The sequence below is a fragment of the Prescottella soli genome, from assembly GCF_040024445.1.
In the GTDB taxonomy this organism is placed as follows: Bacteria; Actinomycetota; Actinomycetes; order Mycobacteriales; family Mycobacteriaceae; genus Prescottella; species Prescottella soli.
In genome coordinates this window covers 3,420,297-3,440,739 of the sequence record NZ_CP157276.1, presented here as the reverse complement: position 1 = coordinate 3,440,739, position 20,443 = coordinate 3,420,297, and the positions used below count along the sequence as shown (strand labels likewise).

The window sequence follows — 20,443 nt, the reverse complement described above, 5'->3', positions numbered from 1 at the left end:
CCATTCGGTCGATCACCGCCCGCATGCCTGCGCAACCAAACTGCCTGCACTCCCCGAGGCTCTGACCCCGAGGCGGCGGGACACTCTATCGGCCACTTTCCCACCCGGGAGTCAGCCCCCGGGCTGCCTTGATCCGATCGTCACCTAATCGCCGACTAGGACGTCGCGCCGAGCGCTTCGAGTGCCCGCCGCGCGTCCTCGAGTTCCTGCGACAATGCGGCAATTCGCTGTTCCGCAGCCTCCCGAGCAGCGGAAATGACCGATTGGACCGCCTCGAGCGCACTGGGCTCGCCGAGTTCACGCATCGCGCGATCGACCGCGTCCGGGGTAACGGGAACCGCCTTGTTCGGACGCTTGGCGCCGTGTGCGACGGTGACCGTCCACTCGTTCTCCGGACCGGCGTGGATCGTCACGCTCACACCACCCTGCGGCTTCTTCGTCCGGCGCGGGGCCGACGCGGGGGCGGGAGTCCGAACCGGGGCGGGGGCCGGCGTCGGCGCCGCCACCACAGTCGGTACGGGAGCGACCGACGGCTTCGGGATGGCAGGCGGCTTCGGGGCGGCGGACGCCTGGGGCGCCGACGTCGGGGCAGGGGCCGGCGTGGACGCGACGGCCCGCGGTGCGGTCTTGCGCGGGGCCGGCGTCGACGCGGCAGACCGGGCAGGCTTGGCCGGCTCGGGCGCCTTGCGCGTCATGCGCAGCTCCTCCGCCTCGAACGGCAGTTCGTCGTTGACCCCCTTGGGGCTGATGACGACCGTGTTCCCCTCCACCGAAACGACTTTCGCCGAGCAACCGGCCTCGATCCCGAGGCTGGGGGTGGCCTCGCGGAGATAGACGGTGGCGCGCTTGCCCTCGGCCACGGCCGCAGCCAGCGTTTCGAGGTTCTCCGCGGTGAGGTGTTCCGGCGTCGACACACCGGAGCGGCTGCGGGGCGGCATGATGAGGTTCCTCCTGAATGCCTATGGAAATTCGTGCACCGGCTACTTTTCCACAGTCCTCCGACAGCCGGTGCGGGCCACGAGACGGTAGAAACATCCCCGAGAACAGACCCGCCGGTTCATCGTCGGGCGGTCGACACGGAATGAGGGTCCTGCCATGGAACTGTCCGAGCACCTCGACCCGGCCGTGCTGGGCCTCATCCAGTCCGAGGTCGAGCAGACCCGACGGCGGGGCACTCGCCGTGGATGCCGCGGTCGCGAGGACTTCGAATCACGCACGATTGCCGTGATCGCGCGGGGCGGAGGATGGGTGATCAAGAACGTCGGCGACGAAGTGATGTTCGCGGCCGAGCGCGCCGCGGACGCCGCACGAATTGCGCCGCCCGCCTGACGACCGCGGCGCGGCCCGGCACGGTACTGGTTCGACGCGGACCTCGCGGCCGCCCTCCGGGAGGACCCCGCACAGGCCGCGGGCATGGAACTCAGGTCGCTGCGCCCGCTCCGGGTCCGCGGCTACAACCGACTGCGCGCGTACGCGCTGCGGCCCGGACCCGGTGCGGACGCGTGAGAGTCAGCTGCCGTTCGGCAGGCTGCCCTGGGGAATCTGGTAGCCGCTGCTTCCGGCCGAACCGGAACCGACCACATTGAGAATCCAGTTGAGCGCATTCGTGATCATCGTGTGCCCCTCCCTCGTGACGATGCTCGATCCCCGGCTCAGGCCACGGTACCGTCGGTCTCCACCACTGTCCGGCCTTCGACCGGGTTGCCCGCGCCCCGGACCCGCTCCGCAGCCCGGGCCGCGAGGAAGTCGTCGACGATGCGCACGCACGCGTCCGGACCGAGCGGTGCCAGGGTCGCCAGCCGAGTGAAGACGAGCGGCCCGACCAGTTGCGCGAGCGCGAGGTCGTAGTCGAAGTCGCCCAGCAGGGCTCGCGCCTCGTCCGTGCCGAGGACCCGGTCGAAGGCCGCCCGGTACTGCACGACGACGTGTTCACGCAGCGACCTGAGCTCGGGCCGGTCGTGGTCGCCCCGGTCGCCGGCGTCGAGATCCGACGCGCTCGAGTAGTTGTCGAGCGCGGGCCCCATCCCCAACCAGCACAACGCGGTGACGTGCATCGGCGCGTCCTCGATCATCCGCGCCTGGACGGTGAGCAGCTCGATCAACTGCTCGCGCAGGTCGCCCGAGACCGGCACCTCGGGGGCCGGTGCCACCAGCTTCCCGAACGCCGCGGCCACCAACTCGGTCCCGCTGTCGAAGTGTCGGTACAGCGTCGCGCGTGCCACCTTCGCGAGCTTGGTGACGGCGTCGATGGTGACCGCCTCGGTGCCGCCCTTCGCGAGCAGGGTCGTCGCCGCGTCGAGCAGCCGCGCCCGTGACCGCGCCTTGCGGGGATCCTGCTCGGCAGTGGTCTCGTGCCCGCCTTCGGTACCCATCCGTCACCACCTCTTGTGGAACCGTCAGTTCACCTACGATACTGGCAGTCTTGTTTCCTACGGGGAGGCCCGCATGGCTGGAAAGCGCACCGGAAACATCGACCGGATGACCTGGGGCCAGATCTGGACACTCACCGTATCGTGCGCGGCGGTCGCGCTGGTCGTGGCCGCGATGGCCGCGCTCAACACCGCGCTCGCCGACATCGCCCGCGACACCGGCGCCACCCAGTCGCAACTGACCTGGATCGTCGACGGCTACACGCTGGCACTCGCGTGCCTGCTGCTGCCGTCCGGCGCGCTCGGGGACCGCTACGGCCGACGCGGGGTGCTCGTGTTCGGTCTGCTGGTGTTCGGACTCGCCGCGGCGTCGCCCATCGTCCTCGACATACCGACGTGGATCATCGCCGCGCGCGCCGTCGCGGGGGTCGGCGCGGCGTTCGTCATGCCCGCGACGCTGTCGATCCTCACGGCGAGTTTCCCTGTCGCGCAGAGAGCCAAGGCCGTCGGCATCTGGTCGGGTGTGGCCGGCTCGGGCGGCATCGCCGGGCTCGTCGGCTCCGGACTGCTGCTCGAGAAGTGGTCGTGGCACGCGATCTTCATCGGCCTGGCAGCCGTGTCGGCCGTGCTCTTCGTGCTCGCCTTCACCATCCCGTCCTCACGCGACGAGCACTCCTACCCCTTCGACGCCCGCGGCGCGGTGCTGAGCGCCGGATCGATCGGCCTGTTCGTGCTCGGCATCATCGAGGCCCCGCAACGCGGTTGGCTCGACCCGTGGGTGCTGGCCGCAATCGTCGGCGGCCTGGCGGCCGGCGCCGTGTTCGCGGTCGTCGAGACCCGCACTGAGCATCCGCTCCTGGACGTCCGACTCTTCGGCAACCGCTCGTTCGGTGTCGGCGCGACGTCGCTGACGCTCCAGTTCCTCGCGACGTTCGGGCTGTTCTTCCTCATCGTCCAGCACCTGCAACTCGTGCTGGGCTATTCGCCGCTGCAGTCCGCGCTGGCGCTCGCGCCGATCGCCGTGGTGGTCCTGGCGCTGTCGATGGCGGCGCCGTGGCTGATTCCGTTGTTCGGGCTGCGGGTGCTCACCTTCGTCGGCCTCGCCGTGCTCGGTGTCTCGCTCGCGCTCCTCGGCCAGCTCGACACCGACAGTTCCTACCGCGACGTCGCGGTGCCGCTGGTGATCGCGGCCGTCGGGCTCGGCCTGTGCACCGCCCCGGCGACCACCGCGATCGTGCAGAACACCCCGACCGCCAAGCAGGGAGTCGCGTCGGCGGTCAACGACGCGACCCGGGAGATCGGCGCCGCGATCGGGGTCGCCCTGGCCGGCAGCGTGCTGGCCGCCGGCTACGGACGGCACATCCAGCCTGCGGTCGACGCCGTGCCCGAACCGGCCAAGCAGCCCGTCGGCGACTCCCTCGCTGCGGCTCTCGAGGTGTCGAAACTGGCCGGGCCGCAGGGGCAGCAGCTCGCCGAGTTCGCCAAGGAGTCCTTCCTCCACGGCATGCAGGAGGCGTCGACGGTGCTCGCCGGCGTCATGCTGGTCACCGCCGTCGTCCTGGGCGTCTGGGCGCCCGGCGGTCGCGGAATCTCCTCGCTCACCGAAGAATCCGGCGCCGAGGAGTTCGCCGACGTCGACTGACGGGCCACAGCGGCTTTCGTGGCCTGCTACGGAAGGGCGGCGACGACGTCCGCCCGCTTCACCTTGCCGGTCGCGTTGCGCGGCAATTCCTCGGTTGCGAGGACCCACCTGCTCGGCACCTTGTATCGAGCAATACGTTCGGCCATGAACGCCCGCAGATCCTCCGCGGTGACCGCATCGCGATCCGCGACCACCACCACCGCGCATACCTCCTCGCCGAGGTCGGCGTGCTCGACGCCGAGCACGATGCACTCGCGCACCGCGTGGTGCTCGGCCAGGACGTTCTCGACCTCGACGGGATAGACGTTCTCACCGCCGCGCAGAATCAGATCCGAACGGCGACTACTGATCCGGAGATAACCGTCCTCGAGCGTGCCGAGGTCGCCCGTACCCATCCACCCGTACTCGTCGATCGAGGCCGCGGTCGCCTCCTCGTTGTTCCAGTACCCCAGCATGACAAGCGGACCTCGGATACAGATCTCACCCTCGACACCGTCCGGTACCGCGTTGCCGTGCTCGTCTCGAACCTCGACACACATGGTCGGCACCGCAGTTCCGACCGTATCCGGACGCTCGGCCAGGTCCGCAGCAGTGGCAATGGTTGCCGCCGAGGATGATTCGGTCAGTCCGTAGGTGGTGCCGAGGGAGCGACCGGCCACCGGCAGCGTCTTGCGTAGCTGCTCCTTGAGGGCGGCCGACGACGGCGCCGAGCTGACCGAGATCGTCTGCAGCGACGACAGGTCGTAGCCGGAGAGGTCGCCGTGTTCGACGATCCGACTCACCATGGTGGGGACCGCGCCCCAGTTCGTCACGCGTTCGCGCTCGATCAGCCGCAGCACCCGGTCGATGTCGAATCGACCGGTGGTGATGACCGCGGTGTCACCGAACGCGAGGCGCGGTACAGCGAGATTGTGCAGGGCCGCAATGTGGAACAGCGGTGTCGCCAACAGGAATCGGCGACCGCTCGGCGCCCGGCCGAGTTCGGTCGCCAACGCGTCGTTGAACCGGTGGAAGTCCACCGCGGCGATCATGTTCCGCTGCGAGTGCGTGGCGCCTTTGGGCCGGCCGGTGGTCCCACTGGTGAAGAGAATGACCGCGGGATCCTCCTCGTCCACGTCGGGGTCCGGCAACTCGGCGCCCGGATGGGCCGTCGACAGCGCCGGGATGTCGTCCTCGACGGTCAGGACCGGGACGTCCACTGCGCCGAGCAGTTCCCGGCGCGGAGCGTCGGCCACGATCAGGCTCGGCTCGGAAAGCTCCACGCCATACTCGATCTCGCGGGCCGACCACAGCGAGTTCATGCCGACCGTGACGGCGCCGAGCGCCGTGGCCGCCCAGAACGTCATGACCCATTCGGCGTTGTTGGCCGACAGGATCGCGACCCGGTCGCCCTTGCCGATGCCGTATCGGGTGCGCATCGCGTGGCTCAGTGATGCGACCCGGTCGAGGTGCTCGGTGAAGCTCAGCCTCAGGTCGCCGCACACCAGGTAGTCGGTGTCGCCGAACCGGGCGGATTCGGTCAGTATCCGGTGCAGCGACCGGTACCTGTTGCGGAACACCTGCATCGGTGTCCCGCGCACCGGTTCCTCGACGATCTCGAACTCGGCGCCGGGGGCGGTCAGTCGCGCCACGGCTTCCGCACGCGGGTCGGGTACACGGGAAGGATCGGACATCTCTACGCCTTTCGTGAGGATCGGACGCGACCGACGGGCGCGGGCGTCAGAGCCGCTCCACGATCGCTCCCGATGCCATCGCGCCGCCCGCGCACACCGCGACGAGGGCGCGTTCGCCGTCGCGGCGCTCGAGTTCGTCGATCACCGCGCCGATCAACCGGACACCCGACGAGCCCACCGGGTGGCCGAGCGCGATCGCACCGCCGTTGACGTTGAGCCGGTCCTCGTCGATGCCGTGCACGCGGGCCATCGACATCGGCACCGCCGCGAAGGCCTCGTTGACCTCGAAGATGTCGATGTCTCCGACCGTCAGTCCGGTGCGCTCGAGCAGGTAGTCGGTGGCCTGCACCGGTCCGTCGAGCAGGAAGTGCGTCTCCGCGCCGATCAGGCACTGCGCGACGAGCCGGCCCCGCGGGCGCAGGCCGAGATCGCGGGCCCGCGCCTCGTCCATCAGCACGGCCGCGGCCGCGCCGTCGGAGATCTGCGACGACGTGCCGGCGGTGTGCAGGCCGCCGTCGAGGACGGGGTTCAGGCGCGCGAGTGCCTCCATCGACGTCTCCCGCAGGCCCTGGTCGCGGGTCACCTCGGTGGGGGCCGCGCCGTCGGCGCTGGGGGCCTTCACCGGGATGATCGCGCGGTCGAACCGGCTGTCGGCCCACGCCTGCGCCGCGCGCTGCTGCGAGCGGAGGCCGAACGCGTCGAGGTCCTCGCGGGTGAGCCCGCGGCGGCGCGCGATGCGGTCGGCGCCCTCGAACTGGGCCGGGATGTCCACGGTCCAGTCCGCGGGCTTGGGGCTGCCGAAGTCGCCGCTGATGTTGGACAGCAGGGGAACTCGGGACATCGCCTCGACGCCGCACGCCATGCCGGCGTCGATGACACCGGCGGCGATCTGGGCCGCGATCAGATGCACCGACTGCTGCCCCGAACCGCACTGGGCGTCGATGGTCGTCACACCCGTCCGCTCCGGCAGGCCCGCGTGTAGCCACGCGTTGCGGCTGACGTTCGACGCCTGCTCCCCCGCCTGGGTGACGCAGCCACCGATCACCTGCTCGACCAGCGTCGGGTCGAGATTTAGCCGCTCGAGCAGCCCCGACTGGACGGCACCCAGCAGTTCCGCGGCGTGGAGGCCGGATAGCCAGCCGCCACGACGACCGATCGGCGACCTCGCGACGTCGACAATCACCGGGTTACCCATAGCAGTCCTCCTCGAGCAGTACCAACGTCTGGAATCCGATTCTTGATACAGAAGAAGTCAGCGCCGCTGTGTCGCCAGTCTCACTGGGTGGTAATCACCGGCATGGAAATCCCGTTCTGATCGCCGAGTGCGGCCGGGCGCACGTGTGTGCGATCGAGATCCCTGATGTCGCGTACCCCGAGGAGGGTGAGCCCGCGCTCGATCTCCGCCCGCAGGATCGTCAGCACGTGCTCGACGCCGCGATCACCCGCCACCGCCATCCCGTAAAGACACGGCCGGCCGATCAGTACCGCGTCCGCCCCGAGTGCCAGCGCCTTGATCACGTCGGTGCCGCGCCGGATCCCGCCGTCGAGCAGGACCTCGGCCCGCCCGGCGACGGCCTCCGCGACGGCCGGCAGCGCGGAGACCGACGGAATGCAGCTGTCCAACTGGCGGCCGCCGTGATTCGACACCACGACGCCGTCGAGGCCGAGATCCACGGCCCGGACCGCGTCCTCGGCGCGCAGCACCCCCTTGAGGTGGAGCCGGCCCTTCCAGTTGTCCCGCATCCAGGCCAGGTCATCCCAGTTCAACCGGGACTGGACGAGATGGCGCTCCTGGACCTCGATCGACGCGAGGGCCGCGGTCACGCCATCCCCGGACGCGAGGTTGCGACCGCCGATCCGACGATGACGCACGACGTCGTACGCCCACCGCGGGTGCCGGGAGACGTCCAGCAGCCGTCGCGGCGTCAGCACAGGCGGCACGCCCATGCCCGCACGCTTCTCGCCCTCACGGTTGCCGACGGTCGGGACGTCCACAGTCACGAACAGGGACCGGAAGCCGGCGTCCCAGGCCCGGCGCATGAGGGCCGCGGCCACACCGCCCGAACCGGGGTACAGCTGGAACGCGTGCTGCGCACCGGCCGCGTCCGCGATCTCCTCCACCGACCACGTCGACGCCGTGCTCACAACGCACCGCGTCCCCACCCGCTCGGCCGCCCGGATCGCATCGAGGTCGCCGCTCCAGCGGGTGAGCCCGTTGAAACCCGTAGGGGCGGTGAGAACCGGCATCGACACGGGCAGCCCCGCAACCTCGGTGGCGAGATCGTGGGTGTCGTGTCCGGCGAGGACGCTCGGCACGAGCCACCAGTCGTCGAACGCCGACCGGTTGCCCGCGACGGTCCGGAGGTCGTCGGCGCCGCCCTCGACGTACGCCCACACCATGCGCGGTACGTGGCGCCGCGCCGCGCGGCGGTAGTCCTCGACGCTGATCAACTCGTCCGAAGCCCTCCAGCGCCAGTCGAATCCGAACGCCTTCACTGCGACACCGCCACACGGGATCCATCTTCCGATCGGCGCGCCGCCACCCACGCGAGGATGTCCGCCGGCCAGATCGGTCTGGCGTGCAGGCGGTAGTGGTCCCACGTCGCGTCCAGTACCTCGGATTCGGTGCACCCGCAGAGCAGTTCGGCCCAGTAGTACTCGTCGAGCCGTTCACCGGGTGGGCGCCGTTCGATCCCGGAGATGATGCGGATGACCTCGCGGCACGTGAAGATGTCGGCGGCACGCTCCGCCGAGGCGGGACGGACCTCAGCCGGATCCGGTCCCGCCTCGACGGGGGTCGGCTGCACGGTCATCGCGGCCGCGACAGGATCTTGTCGGCCAGCACCGGATCGGCGCGGAGCTCCTTGCGCACCGCCGCCTCCCAGAAGCCGTGGAATCCGTTGCCGTCGTTCTTCAACTGCCGATCGAGCCACCAGTCCGGGAGCGACGTCTTGTCCGGCCCGCCCGCGACACGCACCATCCACGCGTTCTTGCAGCGCTGTTCGAGGGCCACCGCCCGGAGGAACACCGCCTTGGCAGTGTCGGCGATGACGAAGACGCCGTGCCCACCGAGCAGGGCGCGATCGGCATCGCCGATGGCGCGAACCGCCTTCTCGGCGGCCTCCATGCTGTTGACCGCGCCGTCGTACTCGTCGACGAGCACCACATCGCCGCCACCCAGGCTCGAACTCTGGTCGTACGCGGGCGGCACCTCCTTGATGTCACCCCACACGGTGCCGTACTCGGAGTGGTTGTGCAGCGCCCACACCACCTCGGGCCGAGCATTGTGCAGCGCGAGGTGCAGCGGGATACCGAGCGGTACCGGCCAGTTGCCCTCGATCAGGTTGCCCTGCAGATCGATTCGCAGCAGATCGTCCGGGCAGACCTCCTCCCACGTCAGCAGCCACGGGTTGCACAGCAGGGTGCCGTCACCGAGGTTGTAGGTGATGTGGCCGGCCAGGTGGTCGCGGTACCCCTCGTTCCAGAGGGTGCGGCCGAGCATAACCATCTCTTCCCGCGCATCGAGTTCCGGGATCAGACGATCTGCGGTGGGTGTGAATTCCAACGGAGTATCTCCTCTCATGTTGCGAGGCACGCCGGCCTCGGTTGACGCTCAGTCGAGTTCGCCGCACCGCCACGGTTCGAGGAACTCTGCGATTGCACGCACGACGTCGTCGGGAGAGTCATCGACGAAGAAGTGCCCTCCCGGGATCGACCGTCCGGTCACGTTGTGCGCAAATCGCTTCCATACGTTCAGCGGGTGCTCGCGCCGGGTGAGCGGGCCCCGATCGCCCCACAGGGCGAGTACCGGGCAGGCGATCCGACGACCGGCGTCGAGCGCGTCGTGCTCGAGGTCGACGGACGCGCCGGCCCGGTAGTCCTCGCAAGTCGCGTGAACCACCGCCGGGTCGCGGAAGTAGCTCTTGTAGTGCTCGACGTCCTCCTCCGACATCGAGGTGTCCGCCCCGCCGGCCAGGCCGAGCACGTTGTCCATCCACGCGTCCGGATTGCCGTCGATGAGCTGCTCGGCGAGCCGGTGCGGCCGGATCAGGAAGAACCAGTGGAAGTACATCGTCGCCAGCTGGCGATCGGTGGTCGCGTAGACCTCCGACGTCGGCAGGATGTCCAGCAACGCTGCCTGTACCACCTTCTCGGGATGATCCAGGCACATGCGGTGCACGACCCGTGCACCCCGATCGTGGCCGGCGACCGCAAATCTGTCGAAGCCCAACCTGTGCATGACTTCTACCTGGTCGCCGGCCATCGCCCGCTTGGAGTACGTCGCGTGGGCGTCGTCGCTCACCGGCTTGCTGCTGTCGCCGTAGCCACGGAGATCGGTGGTGACGACGGTGAAGCGGTCGGCGAGGTCGTCGGCGACCCGCTCCCAGACACGCCGGGTCTGCGGGTACCCGTGCAGCAGCAACAGCGGTGGGCCGGAACCCACCACCCGAGTGGCGATCTCCACTCCACCCACGTCGGTGAGCAAGCGATCCCCCTCAGCCTCGGGGAAGAACGATCTCGGGCAGCGGGTGGCGGTAGAGCTTGGCGGCGTTCTCGCTGCACATCATTCGCAGATCCTTCGCCGGGAATCCGCCCCAGTACTCCTCGACGACGCTCTGGGTGTGCGGCCACGTGCCGTCACCGTGCGGATAGTCGGTCTCGAGCATGATGTTCTCGACCCCGATGACGTCGCGCAGTGCGATGGTCGACGGATCGTCGAGCGTGCAGAACCAGAAGTTCCGTCGCAGGACGTCCGCCGGACGCTCCGCCCAGCCCAGGCCGTAGCCGGACCGGTCGATGATGTTGTCGAGGCGGTCGATCAGCATCGGCACCCAGCCGATGCCACCCTCGCTCATCGCGATCTTCAGCGTCGGGTGCCGCACGGGGTAGCCCGACCACAGCCACTCGCTGCACGCGCCGAGCGAGAGCTGACCGAACATGGTGGCGCCCAGCTGAAGTCCCGGCGCCCCCTGCGGGTACTGGTACATGCCGGAGCTGCCGACGTGCAGCGAGATGACGGTGTCGGTGTCGACGCATGCCTGGATGATCGGATCCCAGTGGTCGCGATCCCACAGCGACGGCAGGCCGATCGCGTGCGGACGCTCCGGAAAGGTGACAGACGTGAACCCGCGCTCGGCGTTGCGCTTGATCTCCTTGACCGCCTCGACCGGATCGGTGAGATACGTTATGCCACCGGGGATCACGCGCGTCGGGTACTCGAGGTACCACTCGTTGTAGAGCCAGTCGTTCCACGCCCGCACCGCCGCGATGCCGACCTCCTTGTCGGAGGCGTGCGCGAAGACGCGACCGCAGAAGCCGGTGATCTGGGACGGGAAGTTGAGCATCGCCCAGATGCCGCCGAGGTCCATGTCCTTGACGCGGGCATGGATGTCGTAGCATCCGGGACGCATCTGGTCGAAGCGGAACGGCTCGTACTTCACGGACTCCTTCCGTCGTCCCGCGACCGCGTTCATGCCCACCTGGGAGTAGATGTTGCCGTCGAACTCCCAGACCTGGGAACCGTCCTCGCCCTCCAGGATCCGCGGGCCCCGGTCCTTGAGCGAGGCGGGCATCCACGTTTCGAACAGATGCGCCGGCTCGACCACGTGGTCGTCGACGGAGATGACCGTGTACTTCACCTCGGCCGGTTCGGGCTCGGGGTTGAAGAGTTCGGGATCGAGTTCCTGATTGACAGCCGTCACGGCGCACTCCTTCGGAGAATCACATGAGGCCGACCTCGTAGGGGCCTTGCCACGTGATGTATCACTATGCGATAGTAGGTATCACTTGCAGATACACATTAGGAGTGGTCCACATCTCAGTCAAGACTTTGGGCACCCTCGCGCGCGGTCTTCGCGTCATCGAGGCGATCGCCGCGCACCAGCCGATCGGACTGACCGAACTCTCGCGCGTGCTCGACGAGGACAAGAGCGCACTCCAGCGGACCCTCGCGACGCTGCACGACGCGGGCTGGATTCGCCCCCTTCCGGATTCGCCGCCGCGATGGGAGGTGTCCACGAAACCCCTCACCGTCGCGGGCCTCGCCCTCGCGTCGTCGACACTGCCCACCCGCGCGCGGCCACTCCTCGGATCACTGCGCGACGCCACGAGCGAGACCGCACACCTGGCGCTCGTCGACGAGTCGGCGATCGTCGTCGTGGACGTCGCGGAGGGGAAGCAGATCGTGCGCACCACCCTCCAGATCGGTCAGATTCACCCACCGGAGGCCAGCGCGGCCGGACGGGCGATCTGCTCGCGACTCTCGCCGGAGGCGCGGACGGCCCTCGCCGCACACCCCGAGGCGCTGCTCAGCGACACCGAGTACGCCGAGATCGTCACTCGCGGTTGGTCACTGTGCGAGGGCGCCGTCAGACCGGGGTCGACGAGCATCGCCGCCGCCGTCCTGGACTCGACCGGGACCCCCATCGGCGCCGTCGTCGTGAGCGGCCCGGACACCCGCCTCACCCCCAACCGCTACACCGAGGTCGGGGCGCTCGCACGGGACGCCGCCGCCGAACTGCGAGGAGGTCGCCAGCACTGACGGACCCGCACGCAGGAACTTCCCCGTTGCCATCGTGACAATGGCCATTGTATGGTTCAGCTAACAGTTACCAGCAGTCACATACAAATGGCTCGCCGCGACCGGGGCCGTGACCGTACGAGGGGAAGTCAATGACCACTGCGACTCCGTCGACTCGCACAGCTCCGCCGGTGTCCGACCGGGAGGAGACCGCGCAGCGACTGCTCGCCTCCTCGGCGCGCAAGTCCTACGACCCGATGGTCGAGGTCGACTGGGAGGCACCGCTGCCCAGCGACAAGTTCGGCCTCACCCCCGAGTGGAGCACGCTGTACGGCACGCCGCTGTGGGACGAGATGACCGACGAGCAGAAGATCGAACTCACCAAGCACGAGGCCGCCAGCGTGTCGAGCGTGGGCCTGTGGTTCGAGATCCTGCTCATGCAGATGCTGCTGCGCGACGTCTACGGCCGCGACAAGCATTCCCGCCACGTGCAGTTCGCGCTCACCGAGGTGGCCGACGAGTGCCGCCACTCGGTGATGTTCGCCCGCGCCGGCGAGCGGCTCGGGATGCCCGACTACGGCCCGATCCCGTTCATCCACAAGGCCGGTCGACTGTGGGGCGGCTTCTTCCGCGGCGCCAACGCGTACGCCAGCGTGATGGCGGCCGAGGAGATCCTCGACATGATGCAGCGCGACTTCATGAAGGACGAGCGCGTCCAGCCGATCACGCGCACGGTCAGCAAGATCCACGTGCTCGAGGAGGCGCGGCACATCCGCTTCGCCCGCGAAGAGGTCGCTCGCCGCTTGAAGGGTGCATCCCGTGCGCGCCGCGCGTTCGAGCGCGTCAGCACCGCCGCCACCGTCTACTTCGTCATGAAGAGCATGGTCCACCCCGACGTCTACACCAACGCCGGTCTCGACAAGGAACGCGCGCTCGAGGTCGCGCGCACCAACAAGCACCACCACGACAGGATCCGCACATCGGGCTCGAAGCTGATGAGCTTCCTCGACGGCGTCGGCCTCGTCGGCGGGCCGTCGAAGGTGCTCTACAAGAGGGTCCACCTGCTCTGACGGCGGGGGCACGGCGCGAGTGCGCGGTGTGCGAGCAGGTCTCGCGCACCGCGAATTTCGCGCTTCCCGGGATCCGACAGCCGTGCTATGCCGGCGGATTCACCGGGCTGCCGCCCGACCCGCTGATGCCGAAGCCGGTCGAGCCCGCAGGGACTGCTCGGTGCCGACCGGGCCTGAGCCCCGCCCGCTATACCGCCACGGCTCGCAACCGTTCGTGAACAAGGACATTCCGGTTCGCCCACCGGACCGACGGTCGTGCCCACCGCACCAACTCCCGTCGATACTCGGCTCCTCTCCACGGGTTCACCGGACCCGATTCACCGAGACCTGGAGCCGCCATGACGATCGACAGCCCACCCACCACCGAGTGCGTCGATGTGACCCTCGCGAACGGCGTCGCGACGCTCACGATCGACCGGCCGCCCGCCAACGCGTTCGATCCCGCGCTGATCGCCGAACTGCTCACCGTCCTTCCACCGCTGTCCACCGACCCCGACGTCCGCTGCATCGTCGTGCGTGGAACCGGTCGATTCTTCGTCGCGGGTGCCGACATCGGGGTCATGCGTGAGCTCACCGAGGCGACGCAGCGCGCGATGCGGCCGTGGATCGACGTGCAGAAGCTGCTGGAGTCGGCGCCGAAACCCGTTGTCGCAGCTTTGAACGGCCATGCTCTGGGCGGCGGCGCGGAACTCTCGCTCGCGTGCGACGTCCGAGTGATGACGGAGTCGGCGACCATCGGTTTCCCCGAGATGGGGCTCGGGCTCTTTCCCGGCGCCGGCGGCAGTCAACGACTCCCCCGACTCCTCGGAGCCCATCGCGCGAAGCTGCTGATGATCCAGGGAGGCCGGTTGTCGGCTGCCGAAGCCCTGCGCATCGGCCTGGTCGACGAGGTGGTTCCCGATGACCGATTCGATTCCCGCATCGATGAACTCGCGACCGAGTTGGCCGCGAAGCCGACGCGCACCATCGGCATGCTCAAGCGAATCGTCGAAGTGGGCCGCACGCTTCCACTCGACGAGGCACTCGATGTCGAGTTCGCCGCCGTCCTCGAACTGATCCGCACCCGCGACACCGCCGAGGGGCTGCAGGCCTTCCTCGACAAGCGGCCGCCGACGTTCACCGGCCACTGAGCACAGCACGCACCGATTCCCCTCCCCACGAAGGAAACCCATGACCTCCAGATTCCGGCGCCGCGCACTGGCCGCCGTCGCGGCACTCGCCGCGGTCACCGTCGCCGCCACCGCCTGTTCCCGGCCCGCATCCGAGTCGGCCGCGTCCGCCCCCGACGGATTGGTCCGCATCTCGGTCGGCGTCGACCCGTCGTACGCACCGTTCTTCGTCGCCGAGAAGGAGGGCCTGTTCGAGGCGGCAGGCCTGAACGTGCAGATCATCCAGACCGAGGGCGGCGCCGCGAGTGCCCAGAACGTCGTGGCCGGCACCTCCGAGATGTCCGGCAACGCCGACTCGACCGCCCTGACGGTGATGGCCGCCAACCCGAGCCTGCGCGCGCTCGGCGTCTACGAGGAGTCCGACCGCTACTTCCAGGTGGTGCTCCGCCCGGGCGTCACGCCGCAGTCGATAAGGACGATGGGCGTGTTCCCCGGCATCGGTCTGTACTTCACCGACGCGTACCTGCGCAGCCTCGGCCTCGACCCGGCCGCGGTGAAGCTGGTGAGCACCAGCCCGCCGGAGCAGCCCGCGCTGCTCGCTCGCGGCGACATCGACGGCTTCATCTCGTTCGACCCGTGGGTCGCGCAGGCCGTGGCGACCGGTGGACGCGTCGTCGGTACCAGCGGCGACTTCGGCGCCCGCTACTCGCAGTGGCTGCTCACCTCGGAGTCGTGGCTGGCCGCGAACGAGGAGCTGGCGGCCCGGGTCTTCGCGGTGGTCGCCGACGCGGCCGCGATCGTGGACTCGGACCCCGATCGCGCGGCCACCGCGATCGCATCGGCGATCCAGATGGATCCGGCGGAGGCGAAGCGCACGGTGACCCAGATCGACTTCGTCGGACGCGACTTCACCGCCGACGACACGGCCCGCGCCGACGACCTGGTCACGTTCTTCCGCGACCAGGGCAAGATCGCCGGATCCGTCGACACCGACACGGTGATGCTGCACGGCTGGGTGACCGAGCACGCGAAGGGCGATTGATCGCGCCGTTCTGCCGGCCGGACCGCGCCCGGTTCGGTCAGCAGAACGGAATCGTTTCCCGGGACCCGACGTCGCCATAGTGTCGGCGCACTCACCGAAGAATCCGCGTCACCGATCGGAGCAGCCGTGGTCGAATCCGCAATCCGGGTGGTCGAACTGTCGAGCCCCTTCACCCGCTTCGCCGGACGTATCCTCGTCGGCCTCGGCTACGACGTCGTCCTCGTCGAACCGGCCGACGGCGATCCCAGCCGGCGCGAGTTCGGCGGGCACGCGTACGGCCACTGGCACGCCGGCAAGAAGTCCGTCGTCCTCGATGTCGGGTCGGACGCCGGACGTCGTGACCTTGCACGGCTGGTCGCGGCGTCGGACATCTTCCTCGACGGCAGCGCCCCGGGGGCGGAACAGGTTTCGGTGCAGCGCGACTCGACCGTGCACGTGCGGGTGACCCCGTTCGGTGTCGACGGACCGCGCAGCGGTTGGGCGGCAACCGATCTCACCGTCGCCGCCGTCGGCGGCATGCTGGCCCAGGTCGGCGATCCGGGCGGCCCTCCTCTCCTGCTCCCCGAGGGGCAGGCCGAGCAGTTGGCCGGCGTCAACGCCGCGATCGGCGCGCTCCTCGGGCTACGCGCGCGCCGACTCGGCCCGGTGCCGGTCGTCGACGTCTCCGCCCAGGAGTGCGTCGCCGCGAGTCTCGAGGCCGGCACGCTCGCCTACCTGCACGAGGACCGGGTGCCGCCGCGACCCGGGCGCGTGCACCCGTTGGTGCCGCACGGTCTGTTCCGCGCGGCCGACGGCTTCCTGGGTGGCGGACTGGGCGGCAGCCCCCGCATGTGGGACGCGCTCCTCGCCTGGCTCGTCGAGGAGGGCGCGGCCGACGACCTCGCCGATCCCCGCTGGGGCGATCCGGTGGAACGAAAGCGGCATCAGGACCACATCTTCGAGGTGGTGCAGCGTTTCCTCGACAAGTGGACCAAGGAGGAGTTCGCGGTCGCGGCGCAGACCCGCAAACTGCCGTGGTCGGCCGTCGACCGCCCGGACGAGCTGCTCGTCAACCCGCAACTGAACGACCGCGACTTCTTCGTCGACGTCGTGTCCGACGCGGGCGTGACGCGCGACCTGGGATTCGGCTTCGCCTTCCCGGAGGGCACCCGCGTCCGCGACCTCCCGGTGGCCGGCCTCGGTGAACACCAGTCACTTCTCGACGCAGACGGAGAGCGGAATCACGCCGTGCCCGAGAGCGATTCGACGAGGCTGCCGCTCGACGGCATCCGGGTCCTGGACCTCACTTGGGTGCTCGCCGGGCCGTACTGCACCCGCATCCTCGCCGACCACGGCGCGGACGTCGTCAAGGTCGAGTCGCTGGGCCGGCCGGACCCGACACGGTTCGCGCCGTTCATGCACCTGTCCCGCGGCCCGCACGACGACCCCGACACCAGCGGCTACTTCAACGACGTCAACCGGAACAAGCGCAGCATCACCCTCGACACCCGCTCCCCCGCCGGTCTCGAGGTTCTCGCGGACCTGATCGCGCAGAGCGACGTCGTCGTGGAGAACTTCAGTTCGTCGGTCATGGAGAAGATGGGCTTCGGGTACGAGCGGCTACGTGAACTGCGCCCCGACATCGTGTACGTCTCGATGTCCGGCATGGGCCACACCGGGCCGCGCAGCGGCTGGGTGTCGTACGCCGACATCGTCTCCGCGGCAACCGGGTTGACGGCGCTGACCGGTTGGAGCGCCGACGAGGTGGTGGGCGTGATCTACGGCCACGGCGACATCGTGGCGGGACTGCAGGCCGCGACCGCCGTCCTCGCCGCGCTCGAGCACCGCGACCGCACCGGCCGCGGCCAGCACGTCGACCTGTCCCAACTCGAGGCGATGGCGTCGCACATGGCCACCAGCGTCGTACAGGCCACCGGCACCGGAAGGTTCCCGACACCGATCGGCAACGCCCATCCCACGATGTCGCCACACGGGGTCTTCCGGTGCCTCGGCGTCGACCGCTGGTGCACGATCGCGGTCCGCGACGCCACCGACTGGCAGCATCTGTGCGAGGCGCTCGGACGTCCGGAATGGTCCGACGACAGCAGGTTCCGCACCGCACCGGGACGCCGCGAGCACGAGGCCGAGATCGCCGACGCGATCGCGTCGTGGACGGCGTCCCTGCCCGCCGAGACCGTCGCCGACCGCCTCCAGTCCGCCGGTGTCCCCGCCGGTGCCGTCCAGAACGGTCGCGACCTGGTCGAGAGCGATCCGCACCTGCGGGCACGCGGCTACTACGTTCCCGGTGACCACCCGAAGGCCGGCCGCTTCCTGCACGAGGGAGCACCGGTTCGCGTGGGTGCCCCGGTGTCGATCCGCCGCGCGGCCCCACTGCTCGGCGCCGATACCGATGCCGTGCTGCGCGACGTCGCCGGGTACCCGCCCGAGACCATCGCCCGGCTGCGCGCCGACGGCGTCCTGACCTGACCCCGGCCTGATTCCACGGCCCACGGGCCGACCCAGTTTTCGAAAGATCCAGAAGGAGAACACATGCGCGCCGCTCGGCTCCACAGTTTCGGACAGGCCCCCGTGATCGACGAGGTTGACGCCCCCACCCGGGAGTCCGGCCAGACCCTGGTCCGGATCGACGCGGCCGCCCTCGGCCACCTCGACATGACGGTCGCGAGCGGCACGTTCGACGTCCGTCCGTCGCTGCCGCACATCGGCGGCACGGACGGCGCGGGCACCGTCGTCGAATCCGACGCCTTCGCGCCCGGAACCCGGGTCCTGGTGCGCGGCGGCGGGATCGGGTTGTTCAAGAACGGCTGCTGGGCCGAGTACGTGGTGGCCGCGGACAAGGCGTTCACCCCGTTCGATTCGGGTCTCGATCCGGCGATCGCGGCAACCTTCCTGCTGCCCAGCACCACCGGATACGTGGCCGTCCACGACGTCGCCGACGTCCGGGTGGGCGAGCGGGTCGTCGTGTCGGGAGCGTCGGGCGCGGTGGGGGCGATGGCCGCGCAGTTCGCGCTGCTGGCCGGGGCCTCCGAGGTGATCGGGGTGGTGCCTCGCGAGGACCAGGTCGCGCTGCTGCCGGAGGGTGTCCGGCCGATCGTCGGGCGCGGCGAGGAGGTGGCCGAGGCACTCGGGCCCGATCCGGTCGCCGAGGTCCTGATCGACACCCTGGGCGGGGACGCGCTGCCGCACCTGCTCGCCCGCGTCGTGCCGGGCGGGCGCGCCGCGCTGATCGGCTACACCCTCGGCACGCAGCTCACGATCGACCTGCCGAACTGGCTGCTCAGCGACGTTGCGATTCTGCCGGTCAACATGATTCGCAAGACGGCGCGCCAGGCCGAACTCGCCCCCGACATGATCGCCCGCCTCGTGGCCGGCGATATCCGCCTCGCGGTCCAGCAGTTCCCGCTCGACGACATCGCCGACGCGCTGCACCTGATGCGTGAGGGCAAGGTCGCCGGCCGTGCCGTCGTCGTTCCGTGACCATGTAACCGGAGCACTGCCACTGCCGGAATCGATGACGATCCCGGCACTGCTCCTCGACCGCGCCGATCGCCGCGGCGATCACACCGCACTGCGCGTCGGGGACGTGCGGGTGACCTACCGCGAACTGGCGGACCGCGCAGCCGCGATGGCCGCGTCGCTCGCGCGCCGCGGGGTCCGGCGCGGCGATCCGGTCGCCGCGATGACCACGAACCGCATCGAGCTGATCGACCTGATCCTCGGTTGCGCGTGGCTGGGCGCCGTCGCGGTGCCGCTCAACACCGCCTTCCGCGGCGACGCGCTGAGCCACGTCCTCGCGGCGTCGGGCGCGCGCCGGCTGCTCGTCGAACCGGAGTACGTCGCCCGGGTCGAGGGGGCGGGCTTCCGCGGCGAGCGGTGGATCGTCGGCTCCGGCTCTGCGCCGCAGCCGGATTCAGCACCGGTGCCGCCCGAGGCGGTCATCTCGGCGCTCGACCCGGCTGCCGTGCTGTTCACCTCCGGCACCACCGGGCTGCCGAAGGGAGTGCTGTGTCCCCACGCCCAGTTCCTGTGGTGGGGGCGGGGTGTGGGGGCATCGCTCGATCTGGACGCCGACGACGTCCTCTACAACGGCCTGCCGCTGTTCCACACCAATGCCATCAACGCCTTCTTCCAGGCCGTGGTGGCGGGTGGCACCTTCGTGCTGGGACAACACTTCTCGGTGCACGAATACTGGCGGCGCGTGGCCGACGTGGACGCGACCGTCGTGTATCTGCTCGGCGCGATGGTCGCCATGCTGGCCGGCCGGCCGCCGACGACGGCCGATCGGGCGCACCGGGCGACGCGTGCGCTCTCCCCTGCGACACCCGAGCGGCTGTGGCGGCCGTTCCGGGACCGGTTCGGCATCGAGCTGATCGACGGCTTCGGCACCACCGAGACCAACCTCGTGCTCGGCACCCTGCCCGGTGACCGACGCGCGGGCTACCTCGGCACGATCATGCCGGGCTACGCCGCACTCGTCGTCGACCCGGCCGGCCACCCGGTCCCGGACGGCACCCCGGGCGAGTTGCTGGTGCGCACCGGGCTCGACGGCGCCTTCGCGCTCGGCTACCTCGGCGACGCTCCCCATGCCCCGGGCGCGTGGCTCGCCACCGGTGATCGGGTGATCCGCGAACACGACGGCTGGTTCCGGTTCGTCGACCGCATCAAGGACGTCATTCGGCGCCGCGGCGAGAACATCTCGTCGGCCGAGGTCGAGGACGTACTCGCGCAGCATCCCGGTGTCGCGCAGGTGGCGGTGTTCCCGGTGCCGTCGGCTCTGGCCGAGGACGAAGTGATGGCCGCCGTCGTCGTCCGGCCCGGGCACCACGTCGATCCCGCCGAACTGCGCCGGTTCGCCGAACCTCACCTCGCCTACTTCGCGCTGCCCCGGTACATCGACGTCGTCGATGCCCTGCCTCTCACCGAGACGGGCAAGGTGCGCAAGGCGGAGCTACGGGAACGTGGCGTCGGGGCACACACGTGGGATGCCGATGCCGTCGGAACCGCGCCCGGCCGCTGAC

17 protein-coding genes and 1 pseudogene are annotated in these 20,443 nt (G+C 69.8%); 9 read left to right on the top strand and 9 right to left on the bottom strand.

Going from position 1 to position 20,443, the window contains the following annotated elements; genetic code table 11:
• Positions 1 to 155 precede the first annotated feature (155 nt).
• Positions 156 to 938, bottom strand: coding sequence for a DUF6319 family protein (locus ABI214_RS16110; RefSeq protein ID WP_348603527.1), 783 nt, complete (start codon positions 936 to 938; stop codon positions 156 to 158).
• A gap of 259 nt (positions 939 to 1,197) precedes the next feature.
• Between ABI214_RS16110 and ABI214_RS16105 the strand changes: the two are divergent.
• Positions 1,198 to 1,506 (top strand): annotated as a pseudogene (locus tag ABI214_RS16105) (adenylate/guanylate cyclase domain-containing protein); the annotation flags it as partial.
• 146 nt (positions 1,507 to 1,652) lie between these two features.
• On the opposite strand, the gene ABI214_RS16100 reads toward ABI214_RS16105, so the two are convergent.
• A complete protein-coding gene (locus ABI214_RS16100; protein ID WP_348603526.1) occupies positions 1,653 to 2,372 on the bottom strand; it encodes a TetR/AcrR family transcriptional regulator in 720 nt (239 codons plus the stop codon).
• A gap of 73 nt (positions 2,373 to 2,445) precedes the next feature.
• On the opposite strand from ABI214_RS16100, the gene ABI214_RS16095 reads away from it, so the two are divergent.
• Positions 2,446 to 4,011 (top strand): MFS transporter, encoded by a 1,566-nt coding sequence (locus tag ABI214_RS16095; protein WP_348603525.1) that lies wholly within the window; start codon positions 2,446 to 2,448, stop codon positions 4,009 to 4,011.
• A 26-nt stretch (positions 4,012 to 4,037) separates the two neighbouring features.
• Here ABI214_RS16095 and ABI214_RS16090 read toward each other — a convergent pair whose 3' ends face one another.
• The 7 genes from ABI214_RS16090 to ABI214_RS16060 form a co-directional block, all read right to left on the bottom strand.
• Entirely contained in the window at positions 4,038 to 5,684 is a 1,647-nt protein-coding gene (locus ABI214_RS16090) for a class I adenylate-forming enzyme family protein (protein ID WP_348603524.1), read from the bottom strand.
• A gap of 46 nt (positions 5,685 to 5,730) precedes the next feature.
• Positions 5,731 to 6,879: a steroid 3-ketoacyl-CoA thiolase gene (locus ABI214_RS16085; RefSeq protein ID WP_348603523.1), complete on the bottom strand. Its 1,149-nt coding sequence runs from the start codon at positions 6,877 to 6,879 to the stop codon at positions 5,731 to 5,733.
• 80 nt (positions 6,880 to 6,959) lie between these two features.
• Positions 6,960 to 8,180: an alpha-hydroxy acid oxidase gene (locus ABI214_RS16080; protein ID WP_348603522.1), complete on the bottom strand. Its 1,221-nt coding sequence runs from the start codon at positions 8,178 to 8,180 to the stop codon at positions 6,960 to 6,962.
• Entirely contained in the window at positions 8,177 to 8,497 is a 321-nt protein-coding gene (locus ABI214_RS16075; protein WP_348603521.1) for a galactose-1-phosphate uridylyltransferase, read from the bottom strand. The genes ABI214_RS16080 and ABI214_RS16075 overlap by 4 nt, the downstream gene beginning before the upstream one ends.
• A complete protein-coding gene (locus tag ABI214_RS16070; RefSeq protein ID WP_348603520.1) occupies positions 8,494 to 9,249 on the bottom strand; it encodes a class II aldolase/adducin family protein in 756 nt (251 codons plus the stop codon). The genes ABI214_RS16075 and ABI214_RS16070 overlap by 4 nt, the downstream gene beginning before the upstream one ends.
• A gap of 48 nt (positions 9,250 to 9,297) precedes the next feature.
• Entirely contained in the window at positions 9,298 to 10,170 is an 873-nt protein-coding gene (locus ABI214_RS16065) for an alpha/beta fold hydrolase (RefSeq protein ID WP_348603519.1), read from the bottom strand.
• Between the two features lie 10 nt (positions 10,171 to 10,180).
• Positions 10,181 to 11,386: an amidohydrolase family protein gene (locus ABI214_RS16060; protein ID WP_348603518.1), complete on the bottom strand. Its 1,206-nt coding sequence runs from the start codon at positions 11,384 to 11,386 to the stop codon at positions 10,181 to 10,183.
• 104 nt (positions 11,387 to 11,490) lie between these two features.
• Here ABI214_RS16060 and ABI214_RS16055 point away from each other — a divergent pair, with 104 nt between their 5' ends.
• The 7 genes from ABI214_RS16055 (at position 11,491) to ABI214_RS16025 (ending at position 20,442) form a co-directional block, all read left to right on the top strand.
• Positions 11,491 to 12,225, top strand: coding sequence for an IclR family transcriptional regulator (locus ABI214_RS16055; RefSeq protein WP_348603517.1), 735 nt, complete (start codon positions 11,491 to 11,493; stop codon positions 12,223 to 12,225).
• Between the two features lie 131 nt (positions 12,226 to 12,356).
• Entirely contained in the window at positions 12,357 to 13,274 is a 918-nt protein-coding gene (locus ABI214_RS16050) for an AurF N-oxygenase family protein (RefSeq protein WP_348603516.1), read from the top strand.
• Positions 13,275 to 13,612: 338 nt separating this feature from the next.
• Positions 13,613 to 14,404 (top strand): enoyl-CoA hydratase/isomerase family protein, encoded by a 792-nt coding sequence (locus tag ABI214_RS16045; RefSeq protein WP_348603515.1) that lies wholly within the window; start codon positions 13,613 to 13,615, stop codon positions 14,402 to 14,404.
• Positions 14,405 to 14,444: 40 nt separating this feature from the next.
• Positions 14,445 to 15,425: an ABC transporter substrate-binding protein gene (locus ABI214_RS16040; protein WP_348603514.1), complete on the top strand. Its 981-nt coding sequence runs from the start codon at positions 14,445 to 14,447 to the stop codon at positions 15,423 to 15,425.
• Between the two features lie 126 nt (positions 15,426 to 15,551).
• The gene (locus ABI214_RS16035; protein ID WP_348603513.1) at positions 15,552 to 17,891 is read left to right on the top strand and encodes a CaiB/BaiF CoA-transferase family protein; all 2,340 of its coding nucleotides are present in this window, start codon (positions 15,552 to 15,554) and stop codon (positions 17,889 to 17,891) included.
• Between the two features lie 63 nt (positions 17,892 to 17,954).
• On the top strand, positions 17,955 to 18,902 hold the full coding sequence (locus ABI214_RS16030; protein ID WP_348603512.1) for a quinone oxidoreductase family protein: 948 nt from the start codon (positions 17,955 to 17,957) through the stop codon (positions 18,900 to 18,902).
• A gap of 34 nt (positions 18,903 to 18,936) precedes the next feature.
• Entirely contained in the window at positions 18,937 to 20,442 is a 1,506-nt protein-coding gene (locus ABI214_RS16025) for an AMP-binding protein (protein WP_348603511.1), read from the top strand.
• Position 20,443 lies beyond the last annotated feature (1 nt).